Origin of the sequence: Faecalimonas umbilicata, from assembly GCF_042846195.1 — a bacterium.
In the GTDB taxonomy this organism is placed as follows: domain Bacteria; phylum Bacillota; class Clostridia; order Lachnospirales; family Lachnospiraceae; genus Faecalimonas; species Faecalimonas umbilicata.
Window position 1 is genome coordinate 2,776,309 of sequence record NZ_AP031411.1, and the last position, 13,362, is coordinate 2,789,670.

Sequence of the window (13,362 nt, forward strand, 5' to 3'; positions counted from 1 at the left end):
GGTTCTTATTTCCTCCTATTCTAAGTTCTCTATCTCTCTCAGAACTTTTCTCAACATCTCTCCTTTTCGCAATTTTTCTCCCATAGCAGACACGTTCTGAAGCATCTCGTCATATGTTTCCCCAGTAAGCGCAGCCAGTTTCTCTGGAATCTCTCTTAAAGACCCCACCTGTATTCCCAGCTGATTCTCTCTGATAAATTCTGCTATCGCTGCTTTCTCCCATACAATAACCGGAAGCTTACTTGCCAAATATAGTGATGTTTTATGCGGATTATTGTACTGCATATATTGCCCAAATTCTCCGCCACACTCGTCAATACTTTTTCCATCCCACACAAGTCCAAATTTCCCGTGCAATACACGCGGAAGGTCATCTGGAGGGAAAGAACCTTTGTAAGTAATATTGCCTGTTCCAATCGCCTCTGTGTTCAGATTTGGGCCATATAAGCGAAAGTCTGCATTCACCTGATCCAGCTGATACACATATCCCGCTTTTTCTTCCGACAAGTTCCCTGCAATAATAACTGCATTTTGATTCTCTTTTGTTTCGGCTTTTTGGATACTTTCCGCTTCCACCAGATAATCAAATATCTCAAGAGCATGTATTCTCGTATCCAACCCTATTTTTTTGAGATATCCGATCATCTTTTTGTTATGAGCGATGACATCATCTGCCAGACACAGAAATGTCTTTTCTGCATGCTGATACCATTCTTTTTGCTTTTTATCTTGTGTCCTAAGACTTTCTATATCATGAATCAAGATAATAATCTTTACTTTTTTTCTTTTTAACTGTTTGATATATCTAAGCGCCAACATTGCAACCTTTGGATACATCTCCAATGGATACTGGATCAAAATCTGATCTTCTTCCTTAACTGTTTTTGTAACCTTCCTCCAGTCTTTCATCAGAACCAATCCCATCCGGATCCGCTCTGCATAACTTACATTCTCCTTTACGACCGGAGGGCTGACACGCAGAGGATTCCATCCTTCTTTGATCAGTGTATCTGCCACGTCATTTCTTGCTTTAGAACCTGCATGCTGTTCGTTTAATCCCTTTTCTACAATACAATATTTTTTCACACTGATACTCCCCATATCTTAAAATTTCTTTTTTAATTGCTCTATTTTTTTCTCCTGATGATTCAAGTCATATCCCGCACAGATGATCTCCTGCAGACGAGATTTTCTTTCTTTTCCCCGGCTTTCCAATATTGCATTTCTCCACAATCTAGTATCGCCAAGTTTCAAAAATTCCACAAGATCTGAAAGCTTTGTCTCCTCACTGATCTGATCTGAGAGAAAACACGGAAGACCTGCTGCCTGAGCTTCGACTGCAACAATCGGCAGACCTTCATAAAAGGACGGCAACAAAAAGCAATCTGCCGCCTGCATCAGTCTTCGAACATCTTTTCTGACTCCCAGAAATTTTACTTTGTCGGCAACCCTTTTTTGTGCTGCATAATTTTTTATTTCTTGTTCCAGTTCTCCTGTTCCGACATATAAAAGTACACAGTCTTTTTCTTCCTCCAGACAGCTGCTGAAAATATCGATCACACCTTTCGGATTTTTTTGATGTGCAATTCTCCCCACATGGCAGATTACAAAGTTCTCTTTGATCCCCAATTCTTGCCTGACTTCTTCCCGAACGATTGGATCATATGCATATGTTTCTGCTTCAATCGCATTTGGCATGATCAATACATCTTTGTGCTCCATAATTCTTTGTCCAAACATAAAACTTCCCGCAAGCTTTGAGCAGGCGACAAATTGTTTTGCAATACCATTGAGAAACGGTCTGCAAATTTTATGAAGTCTTTCATTATCTGCTGCCCCATTATGACTGTGAATCACAATCTTTCTTCTGTGGATCCATGGAATGATCAAAGTAAAGACAGCACCTGCATTCAAAATATTTCCATATACCGTCTGATACTCTGGATGTTCCCTTAGCAACTTTCTAAATTGCTTCCACTGTTTTAACAATCCCTGACTTTTGGCTCCAATATAATAAATCCTAGAGCCATAACTTTTCAACTCCTCTTCATATGCAACTCCCGGAAAATCTGTGACAAAATCCAGGACGATTTCCGGCGCAAGCTCTTTTGTCAGATTCCGCAGATAAGTCTCAATTCCTCCTGGATTATCTGACATTCCATATACCAATACTCTTTGCTTTTCACTCATCTTAACGCCCTGCCTTCACTTTGGAATAAAAAATCGGAAATTGATTTCTGGCAATATGAATTGCTCTTGCAAAACTCAGACAGAGAAATCTACTTTTTGTTCTCAGGATCCGTAACGCAATTTTTAACATTCTGCTGTCAGATGCCTTGGCATCCATCACTAAGTCCAAAAATAATGGATCTACAAATAACTTCCTACACCAGTCTTTTCGATCCCGATGCGACATCCCAGAACGTGGATCGCAGTTTCTCTCCATGGCAGATAAAATATACCTTCCATACAGGCTCCCAAGAATCTGTCTGTTTTCTTCTGTATCTGCTTTCCAGTAAGTGCATTGCTCATACAACTTCTGAATCCGCTTCCGCAAAAAATGATAGTAATCTGGAACAAATTCATTTGTCAGGCTGCCGTTCACTCTCTTTGCATAGTGATAAGGGGCAAAATCCAGCAAGTTCATACTGTCTATCTCCATACAAAATTCAATATTAAAACAGATATCCTCTATAAACTTTGCATTTCTATAATCGTCAAAAGTAATTCCCAGCTGCTTCAGGTATTGAAGATCATATACCTTATTCCACGGATATCCATACAGTGTCTCTCTCTCCATATAAATCAACTGCTGATGAATCTGTTCTGGATCTGTTAGATACATTTCTTCAGGAACCCTGATTTCATTGTAAGAAAAATTCCCCTGCCGGTCATAATATTCCACAACAATTCCAAACAGTACAAGCTTTGCCCGGTTCTTCTGCAACGATTGATATACTTTCTCAAGCAGGTCTTCATCGACCGTATCATCTGCATCTGCAAACCACAGATATTCTCCAGTAGCCTCTCGGATCCCTCGGTTTCTCGCCTCGCTGACCCCACAATTCTTTGGCTGTTCAATTAAGCGGATTCTGGAATCTTTTGTTGCGGCTTCTCTTACAATCTCTTTTGTACGGTCCGGAGAACCATCTTCTACCACAATACATTCCCAATCTGAAAAAGTCTGCTTTCCAATGGATGCTAACGTGTCTGCAATATATTTCTCGGCTTTATATGCCGGCATTACAATACTAAAAAATGGTTTCATACTTACTTCTCTGTCAACTCCCTAATTAACTCTACAATCTTCTTATAAGACTCTGGTCTGTCAAACTGCTCTTCGGCAATCTTTCTCGCTTGTTTTCCCATTTCTTTCCGCACATCTTCATTCTCGTAGAGCTTCTCGATCGCATCTGCCAGAACTTCTTCATCTTCCGGCATAATATTGACTCCAAATCCATCTGTCTCTACTTTCTTTCGGAACTCCGGACTCATGCAAGTATTGATCATCGGATGTCCGGAAGCAAGGTAATCACCGATTTTTGTGACGATACTCTGTGGCGCTTTCTTTACAAACGAATTGACAACAATATCTGACTTTGCAAGATATGCCGCCATCTTTTCGTATGGCATATAGCCGACAAACTCTACATTTTTGCAGTGATGCTCTTTAGCCAGCTGCTCCAGTTCTTCTTTCAGCGGGCCTCCGCCTAGAATTTTGATCTTGATATTCAGCCTTCTTCTTCGGATCAGTTCTTCTCCTGTCAGAACAAGTGTCCGGATATCATAACTTGTTCCGATCGTTCCCGCATAAGTCACCCAGAATTCGTCCTCTTCTTTTTCGATCTCCGGACTGTATTTTTCCACACCTGCATCAAACTCTTTGATTTCATTCCCGACATAAACGGTCACTTTTGGAACATCCAACTTCTGGTTTTTTAACGGGCGATCCCGGTATTCATCAGAAGTTCCCACGATTCCCGATACAAGCGAATATACTTTCTCCGCATCTCTCTGTAGCGGATGAAAGATCATGCTGCTCACAACCGGAATATCCAATACCATACGCATCGCTTCCGGCCAAAGATCATTGACATCCGGCACAAATGGAATTCCTTTTTTCTTTGCATAAGATGCCGCAGCAAGCGCCACATCGTTTGGAGGAATCTCACAGTAGATCAGGTCGTAGTCTCCTTCCTTCTCTAAAAGTGCTGTCAGATTCTTTGCCGCAACTCTGTGACTGTACACCCTTTTAAGATCAATGTTTTTCTTATATCCCGGTTCATAGATAAATTTTAAATGAAATTTATATTTTGTTTTCTGTATTTCGGAAATATTTCTCTGTGCCTTTTCCCAATGCTGAAACGTTGTCGTAATCAGATCGACCTCATATCCGGCATCCACAAGGAACTCTGATAAAAACTTAAACCTCGTGTATCCCTTCTCATTGTTCAGCTTCACTCCCATTGTAATCACTGCAATTTTCTTCATATTTCTGCTCCAATAAACTTTATTTTATTACTGCCATTGCTGTCCGCAGCATAATCTTCATATCACTGAAAAATCCAAATGTCTCTATGTACTTCAAATTGTATTTCATCTTTTCCGGAAGAATATAGTTGAGATAAATCTCATCTACATCTGTGATTCCTTTTGCCCGATAGGCATCCATGATTTCATCTTCATCTTTATATTCAATACTCGTATTCGATGTGATTCCTGCCGGAAGAAGAAGCGTCGCCTGCATCTCATCCGTATAGCAGTCCACATATTTTTTCACTTCCGGTCTTGTCCCTACAAAAGTCATATCCCCTGTCAAAATGTTAAACAACTGTGGAAGCTCATCCAAGCGCAGTTTGCGCAGTTTCTGTCCGACCTTTGTGATTCTGCTGTCACTCTTTTCCGTGACAAGAGGTCCTTTTTTATCGGCTCCTGTCACCATTGTACGAAACTTAAAAATACGATATGGTTTGCCATAACTGGTGATTCTTTCCTGACGGTAGAATACCGGTCCTTTGCTGTCTATTTTGATCCAACATGCAATAAAAATCATGACTGGGGACAATAAAATCATAAAAATAAAAGCAAGAAACACATCTGCTATGCGCTTGATGCGCAGGGCAGACTTTTTCTTGCTCAAAATTTTATAATATTTCTTTACCTCATCATTTCTCATCTTTTCTGGTAATTCCGACCAACTCTTTAGCATAATCCGTGTTCCCTCAATAACCTCTGAAAAGTATCTATTACATGTTGCTGCTGTTCATCTGTCAGACAAGAATGCAGCGGAAGTGAAATTTCATTTTCGTACATTCTGTAAGCATTTGGAAAATCCTCGATGGCAAATCCCATATTTTTGTATGCGGTCAAAAGCGGAAGTGGTTTGTAATGTACATTTGCCGCAATTTCTGCTTTTGCCAGTTCCTGGATGATCTGATTACATTCTTCCCTCTGTTTGCCATTCAGCCGCACAAGATACAGATGTCCATTTGACTGGCTTCCTTCTCCATAATGGTTAAGCACCTGCACTTGATATGGACGAAAAGCCTCATCGTATCTCTCGATCAACTGCCTTCTTCTCTGTAATATTTTCGCATAACGCTTCATCTGCGCAAGTCCGATAGACGCCGTAATATCTGTCATATTCGCTTTATAGTACGGTGCAACAATGTCGTATTCCCATCCCCCTGCTTTCATCTTCGCCAAAGCATCTTTTGATTGCCCATGCAATGTCAGCAACATATACTCTTTGTATAACGCTTCATCCTCTTCAGGCGTCAAAGACTTCCATGTCACAGCGCCTCCCTCCGCAGTTGTAAGGTTTTTCACTGCATGAAATGAAAAACAGGTAATATCTGCAATCTGTCCACACTTTTTCCCTTCACGCTCTGCGCCGAAAGCATGTGCCGCATCTGCAAGAATCAAGATCCTTCCCAGCTTCTCCTGTCTTTCGGATGACGGCTGAAACAATCCTTTCTTCTCTTCTACAATTTCAAACAGTCTGTCATAATACGGATAAATAATCCCTGCAAGATCAATCGTAAGAATTGCCTTCGTCTTCTCTGTGATAGCTTCCCGTACTTTCTCCGGATCCATATCGATGGAATCCGGCATCGTATCTACCAGCACAGGGGTTGCCCCCACATGGCAGATGACGCTACAGGTCGCTGTAAATGTATATGCTGAGGTGATCACCTCATCTCCCGGTCCAATTCCCATCGCCCGCAATGTCATCTCCATACAGGTTGTTGCAGAACTTAAACATGCCGCTTTAGTCGTTCCACAAAACTGTGCGATTTCCTGCTCAAACTTTTTTGTCTTCGGTCCTGTTGTAATCCATCCACTTTTTAAAGTATCGATCACCTCTGCAATTTCTTCCTCTGTAATATCCGGGGGCGAAAATTCTACTCTCATACTTACCTCTCTCCATGTTCTCTGTTTAAAAATTCACTCGGAAGTGTTGAGCGCGTATCTGAAAAATCTTTCATCAATTCACTCGCAATCTTCCTGTCTCTCTCCACATCTTCCTGTCTGATATGATAGGTTGGAACGATTTTGTGGACAATCTCTTTCATTCCCTCTTCTTCTGCGTAAGCTGCCCGGTACAAGTCTTCCAGGTCTTTCAGAAATTGATCTTCATCAAAATCAATCGGTTTTCCAATATGAATCAACTCATTCGCAGTACTTTGCAGACCTTCCTCGCTCATCAATAATTCTTCATAAAGCTTTTCTCCAGGTCTAAGTCCTGTAAATTTAATCTCAATATCTTCTCCTACCGTGTATCCGGATAAACGAATCAGATTTTTTGCCAGATCCAGAATTTTCACCGGCTCTCCCATATCCAGTACAAAGATCTCTCCTCCCTTTGCACTTGCTCCGGCCTGGAGCACAAGAGATACCGCCTCCGGAATTGTCATGAAATATCTGATAATATCCGGGTGCGTAATCGTTACCGGTCCGCCTGCTGCAATCTGCTTTTTGAAAAGCGGGATGACACTTCCATTGCTTCCAAGCACGTTTCCAAAACGTACTGCCACATATTCCGTCTTGCATCTGTGGCTGAAGGTCTGTATGATCATCTCACACATCCTTTTAGAAGCTCCCATGATGTTGGTCGGATTGACTGCCTTATCTGTAGAGATCAGAACAAACTTCTCAACTCCGTACATATCTGCCGCAAGTGCAGTCTTATATGTTCCAAATACATTGTTTTTAATCGCCTCGTTCGGACTGTCTTCCATCAGCGGTACATGCTTATGCGCAGCTGCATGATAGACAATATCCGGTCTGTATTTTGCAAAAACACTGTTGATTTTTCTACTGTTTCGCACGGAACCAATCAAAACAACCAAATCCAGATCCGGATATTTATGCTTCAGTTCCTGTTGGATATCGTATGCATTATTTTCATAGATATCAAAAATGATCAGTCTCTTTACTCCATTTGCTGCAATCTGACGGCACAGCTCACTTCCGATGCTTCCGCCTCCTCCAGTGACAAGGACAACTTTATCATACACATATCTTCCTATGGTCTCTGTCTTGATATCGATCGGTTCTCTGCCAAGCAAGTCTTCAATCTCCACATTGCGAAGCTTCTGAACGCTGACATCCCCATTCACAAGCTGATATACCCCAGGAAGAATCTTCAAATCTGCATCGGTATTCTTACAAATTCCAAGAATCGCCTGGATCTCTTTCTTTTTGGCACTTGGCATTGCCAAAATAATCTCATTAATCTTATATTTTTCTACATTTTCCAGAATTTTATCTCTGCCACCCACTACTTTTACACCGTGGATATAAGTTCCGGCTTTTCTCGGATCGTCATCGATGATACAGCAAATCTTTGCATCGAGCTGTTTACTCATTTCAAGTTCCTTCATCACAACATTGCACGCCTCTCCCGCACCGACGATCATCGTGCGCCGCACGTTCTCACTATGAACACTGCTTCGATAGATCATTCTGACAAATCGATAGGAAAATCTGCCAATACAAGTGCATAAGAACAGACCAATAGTGTAAATCACAAAGTAACTTCTGTAGATTTCTTTGTAAGTCAGAAAATAGGCTGCCGCATTAAAAAGAAAGGAACCTATACATGCCTCTCCAATATAGAGGAGCTCTTTCGCACTTGCAAATCTCCAAAGACTTCGATAAAGCCTGCATACGGTAAAAATCCCGATTGTCACGATCGTATTGGGAATCATCATACTTCGAACCGACTCCCAATATTCCACCGGAACTGCTGACAGTTCGAAGCGGACAAGCAATGCCGCAACGGAACACAGGTTAATAAAACATACATCTAAAATCACTAATGCAATCTGGTAGATTGCCGATAAATCCCATTTTTTTAAAAACTCTCTCATTTGCCCTTATCTCACTCTTTTCTCTATTGTGCAATCTCGGAGCCTTCCAATGTCTCCCCATTTTCTACACGGTCGATCAGTGATCGAATCGTATCAACCGATGCCTGATCCGGCTGCATCACATAAAGTGCTCCTCCGCCATAAGAGAAGCAGACCTGCTCATCTCCTGTTCCTGCAGCAGCCACAGAATAAATATTCCATGCTTTTCCCTGGGCGAGCTGATCTTTGATCAAATCCTGAATCTGATCCTGAGACATATTCGTCTCTACATTTCCACTGACACTGTTGATAATACCGTTGGCATTGACCAGCATCGCCGGTGAAATCATCTTTTTGATCAGACCTGTGATCACTGCCTGCTGATTTTTTCCCCTCTGATTGTCTCCGCCTTCGATATTCTGTCTTTCCCGCGAAAATGCCAGCGCCTGCTGCCCGTTAAAATGGTTTGTTCCCTGAGCAACATCCATGACAAGTCCAGAATCTTCACTGGTTGTAAATGCAAACTCGGACTCTACGTCAACCCCGCCAAGCTGATCTACGATCTCGATCAGGGACGTAAAGTTTACACGCGCATAGAACGGAATCTCTGTATCATAAAGCTGCGATAACGTTCTCATGGAAGCATCTACTCCGTAGATTCCTGCATGTGTAAGCTTATCTTTCTGTCCACCACTGATTCCCGGTATCTCCACATAGTAATCACGCGGTGTTGTCGTCAAAAGGATCTGATGTGTCGTCGGATTGATTGTCGCAACAATATTCACATCGCTTCGACTGTTTGTCTCAATTGGTCCAAACACATCAATTCCACTGATAAATACACTGAAAGTATCTTTCTTCACCTCTACCTGAGCTGCTGTATTGTCCAGTTCTTTTTTGATACTGTGCTGATAAATGACCTTCACGTTCTTTGAATAATTTTCAAATGCTTCTTCCAGAATTCCGGTATATCCTTCATTATAAATAATCGCCTGTACCTGTCCATCGTGCAGTGCCTGCGCCTGCTCACTTAAACTTCGATACTCCACGGTCTGGATCTCTGTTCCCAGCTTTTCATTGATATCTGCAACTGCTGATCGGACATCGTCTCCACTCATCGCATACTGAACACCAAAGGTATACGATGCCGCATCTTCAATCTTGTCTGCTCCGTCGTCTGCCAGCACTGCAACTACCATATTATCTACTTTATAAGAACCACCTGAGATTTTACCCAGTGCTCCATTTGCCTTTCCTATATAATATGTCGCAAATAACAGTAGAATCATAATGAAAAAGCTAAAGATCTTTCCTCCGATATGCCTTCCCTTCTTCCGGAGCTGGGTTGCTAGCGTAATTCCAAAAAGAAGCAGTAATATCACAGCAATGATTCCGAGATATTCTATCGGCAGCATATCCAGAATAAATAACATGACCATAAATACTACTGAGACCAGTCCCTGCAGTCCTGCCAGAATCAAGCCAAGCACATCCTTTTTCTTACCTTTTCTTACAGTTTCTTTCCGGTTTCCCGATGATTTTTTGTTAGTTCCTGATCCTCTTCTATCTCCTGCCATGGATTTTGCCGGATTATAGTAAACTTCCTCCAGCTCCTCCCGGCTTTTTTCCGGTCTTCTATTTCCCTGTGGTTTTCTACTATCTTGCATCCGCCTGCTGTCCCGAGGTCTTCTGTTATCTTGAGATTTCCTGCTATCCTGAGGCCTTCTTTGTGTTCTATGCTCTTTTGCGGGCATTTCTCTTTTTCCCATAATCCATCCTTTCTTCCAAATTTCCTTTTTTCATCATCACTCTGTTTTCTTCTAACACATCTAATATCGTGTAATCTATTGCTATCCTATGAGGGTTTCTATCTAACCCCATATCCAAATGAGTATAGCATAAACTATAGTAAACTTCAAATTCTTTCCAAAAAGCTCAGACCTTGTACCTGCCTTTCATTTTTCAAAAAAAGTGGTCTTCTTTTCGGTCTTAAACTCTCAGACTTCTCTATTCTGCCTCTACCGAAATAAACTGGAATGTTGTCACATCAAACAATCCCATATCTGTCAGTTTGAGCTCCGGGATCACTGCAAGTGACATAAAGCAAAGTGTCATGACCGGCTCGACTTCCCCACAGATTCCAAGTTCTGCATAAGCTTTCTCATGAATCTCTGTCAGTTTCTGGTCCACCCATTCCCCACTTCTGTCACTCATCAGTCCTGCGATCGGCATAGGCATTTCTTCGATGATTTTGCCTTCTTTTACAAGGACAATGCCGCCTTCCTGTTTGATCAGACTTTCTACCGCAAATGTAATCTCCTCATCACTGACACCGACTGCAATAATGTTATGGGAATCGTGGGCCACAGAAAGCGCCACCGCTCCTTCTTTGATCCCGTATCCTTTTAAGAAACCACATGCGACGTTTCCGGTTCCCTGATGTCTCTCCACAACCGCAATCTTCACGAGATCTTTTTGAGGATCCCGGATAAATTCTCCGTTTTCATCTACTTTGATCTCCTCAACTGTCTTCTTTGTGACAACACCACCCGGCTGTATCTCAATGACATTTACCCGGTCCGACTTCAAGTGCATTTTTAATTTCTCTTTCGAAAAATCTTTGACGATCACACTTCCTCTGACTGGCGCAATATCTGCATACGATGTCTCCGGAAGATATCTGCCGTCTTCTGCGGTCAGTTTCCCGCCAATCCACACTTTTTCTGTCTCAAATTGTTCCAGATCCTTCATCAGAACAATATCCGCCTGATAGCCAGGTGCAATCGCTCCCTTTTCACGCAGCCCAAAGCATTCTGCGGCATTTAATGTTGCCATACGGATTGCCGTAATCGCATCTATTCCCTCTTCGCGACAGATCCGCAAATGATTGTCCAGATGTCCCTCTTGCAGAATTGTCTTTGGCTGGCGGTCATCCGAGCATAGCAGACATCGTCTGCTGTTCTGCCCTGTTACCCCGCGAAGAAGCGTCCTCAGATTATGACATGCAGAGCCCTGTCTGAGTAAAATGTACATCCCTCTTGCCAGTCTGTCATCCATCTCTTCCACCGTAGAGCATTCATGATCTGCAAGAATCCTTGCCGCCGCATAAGCATTCAGCTCCTTGCCACTGATTCCAGGTCCATGTCCATCGATCACCTTTCCGGCCCGCTTTGCTACAAGCAGTTTCTCAAGGACACTATCGTCTGCCCCAATGACTCCCGGAAAATTCATAAATTCTCCAAGCCCCAGGATCCCCTCTCTCTGAATTGGCTCCTCCATCTCTGCTGCACCGATCACAGCGCCTGCATGCTCAAATGGCGTCGCCGGAACACAAGACGGAACCACATACTGAATATCCAATGCAGTCCTCTCCGCCGCCTCCATCATATAATCCAGCCCTCGGATCCCACAGACGTTTACAATCTCATGTGGGTCCGCAATGATTGTTGTCGTTCCATGAGGTACTAAAAGCCGCCCGATCTCCTCCGGTGTAACATAAGAAGATTCAATGTGAATATGACTGTCAATCAGACCCGGAACCGCATAAGAGCCTTCTGCATCCACAACCTCTCGCCCTTCATATTCTCCAATTCCCGCAATCTTAGACCCACTGACTGCAATGTCTCCGCTGATAATTTCTCCCGAAAATACATTTACCACTTTACAGTTTTTGATCACAAGATCCGCCGGAATCCTTCCTGCTGCTGTATCAATCAATTTTTTCAATTCTTGCTTGTCCATGTTTTCTTCCTTTTCTATCTATTTTGCTGTTTTTTGCATGCCTCTGCGTAAATTATAGCATATCCTTATTTCACCCTCAACCGTTGGCAGATAACGGTTATTTCTTTTCACAACTACTTTTTACATATCTCTGATTTTTACTCTTCGGCGCATTCGGGATCGTCATTTGGATCTGCCCACTCTCAAGCGCCGGATTCAGATAATTTTTTCTCAGAGCATCTTTGGATTTCAAGTGAAGCAACTCTAAAATTTCATTCGCTGTATAAGGAATATCTTCTTCCATCGCTTCCAGGAGTTTCTTTACATATTTTGAAAGACTTTCCACCGGTTCCTTCGGTTCCTTTTTGATCTCATCCAGTGCAATCTCAATCTGTTCCAACATAAACTCAATAAAACCCGTAATGGTTCTCTCCATCTGGCAGATAGAAATCGCCTCATAATATCCTCCCTGCACCCTCTCCATCTGGGTTTCCAACGGAAGATAGGAAAAGAAAGGTCTCCACTTTGCCAAAATCGCTGTCTGCCACAACTGTGCCAGTCTGCTGTTACCGTCCGTAAATGGGTGAAGAAACAGGACTTCATAATGGAAGATGGAAGACAGAATCAGCGGATGGATTTTTTCCCTCTGACTTTCCACCCATGCAAAAAGCTCCTGCATCTGCCCCTCAATAAACCTCGCCGGCGGTGCCATAAAAAACTGATTGTGATTAAACACACCTTTTTCCGTCTGGCGAAATTCTCCGGATTCGCTTGCAATATCCTTCGTCAGAATTCCGTGAGCCTTCTTAAAGTCCGCAATACTATAAGTCTCCACTTCCTGCATGTATTCATAAACCGCGTACATGTTCTGAACTTCCCGGATCACTCTTTCACTCACCGATACCGACCGACCCTCTACAATCTCCTTGATCTCCGGAACCGAAAGCTGATTCCCTTCCATCCTTAAAGAAGCGTGGATTGCACGAATTCTTCTTTCCCGGTTTGTTCCCGACATCCCTACTTTATAATATTCCATAATCCTTCCGGATTTCTCCGCAATCGATGCCACCAGCATTACTATTTTATCTGTAATTTCATATGGCGGATTGTAATTTCCCATAAAATCTCTCCTTTATCTTACATCTTTTCTTACGCATTATCTTACATGTTTTTAAGTTTTCTTTTTGTAATATAATATGCGCTTTTTCTGTTTTTCTAATTCTGATTTTTCTCATAAACATAGATGTAATGTTACTTATTGTTTCTATTTATCTTGCATGTTTTAAGT

10 protein-coding genes are annotated in these 13,362 nt (G+C 42.3%); all 10 read right to left on the reverse strand.

From position 1 onward, the window contains the following. Positions 1–15 precede the first annotated feature (15 nt). The 10 genes from ACGG81_RS13355 to ACGG81_RS13400 all read right to left on the reverse strand — a co-directional run bounded on the left by ACGG81_RS13355 (position 16) and on the right by ACGG81_RS13400 (position 13,194). Positions 16–1,086 carry a hypothetical protein gene (locus ACGG81_RS13355; protein ID WP_270457429.1) on the reverse strand — a complete coding sequence of 357 codons (1,071 nt, stop codon included), beginning with the start codon at positions 1,084–1,086 and terminating at the stop codon, positions 16–18. An 18-nt stretch (positions 1,087–1,104) separates the two neighbouring features. Further along, positions 1,105–2,190, reverse strand: a complete 1,086-nt coding sequence (locus tag ACGG81_RS13360) for a glycosyltransferase (protein WP_390108800.1) — start codon at positions 2,188–2,190, stop codon at positions 1,105–1,107. 1 nt (position 2,191) lies between these two features. Next, on the reverse strand, positions 2,192–3,268 hold the full coding sequence (locus ACGG81_RS13365; RefSeq protein ID WP_390108802.1) for a glycosyltransferase family 2 protein: 1,077 nt from the start codon (positions 3,266–3,268) through the stop codon (positions 2,192–2,194). A gap of 2 nt (positions 3,269–3,270) precedes the next feature. Then, on the reverse strand, positions 3,271–4,491 hold the full coding sequence (locus tag ACGG81_RS13370) for a glycosyltransferase family 4 protein (protein ID WP_117577509.1): 1,221 nt from the start codon (positions 4,489–4,491) through the stop codon (positions 3,271–3,273). Between the two features lie 19 nt (positions 4,492–4,510). Next, a complete protein-coding gene (locus ACGG81_RS13375) occupies positions 4,511–5,209 on the reverse strand; it encodes a sugar transferase (RefSeq protein ID WP_390108805.1) in 699 nt (232 codons plus the stop codon). Further along, the gene (locus ACGG81_RS13380; RefSeq protein ID WP_008977250.1) at positions 5,203–6,414 is read right to left on the reverse strand and encodes a DegT/DnrJ/EryC1/StrS family aminotransferase; all 1,212 of its coding nucleotides are present in this window, start codon (positions 6,412–6,414) and stop codon (positions 5,203–5,205) included. Before ACGG81_RS13380 ends, ACGG81_RS13375 begins: the two co-directional genes overlap by 7 nt. Positions 6,415–6,416: 2 nt before the next feature. Further along, positions 6,417–8,375, reverse strand: a complete 1,959-nt coding sequence (locus tag ACGG81_RS13385; protein WP_278887768.1) for a nucleoside-diphosphate sugar epimerase/dehydratase — start codon at positions 8,373–8,375, stop codon at positions 6,417–6,419. A gap of 23 nt (positions 8,376–8,398) precedes the next feature. Then, positions 8,399–10,123, reverse strand: coding sequence for an LCP family protein (locus ACGG81_RS13390; protein WP_039861696.1), 1,725 nt, complete (start codon positions 10,121–10,123; stop codon positions 8,399–8,401). A gap of 238 nt (positions 10,124–10,361) precedes the next feature. Beyond that, on the reverse strand, positions 10,362–12,095 hold the full coding sequence (ade, locus tag ACGG81_RS13395) for an adenine deaminase (RefSeq protein ID WP_117577515.1): 1,734 nt from the start codon (positions 12,093–12,095) through the stop codon (positions 10,362–10,364). A gap of 97 nt (positions 12,096–12,192) precedes the next feature. Next, the gene (locus ACGG81_RS13400; RefSeq protein WP_390108809.1) at positions 12,193–13,194 is read right to left on the reverse strand and encodes a Fic family protein; all 1,002 of its coding nucleotides are present in this window, start codon (positions 13,192–13,194) and stop codon (positions 12,193–12,195) included. Between the last annotated feature and the right edge of the window lie 168 nt (positions 13,195–13,362).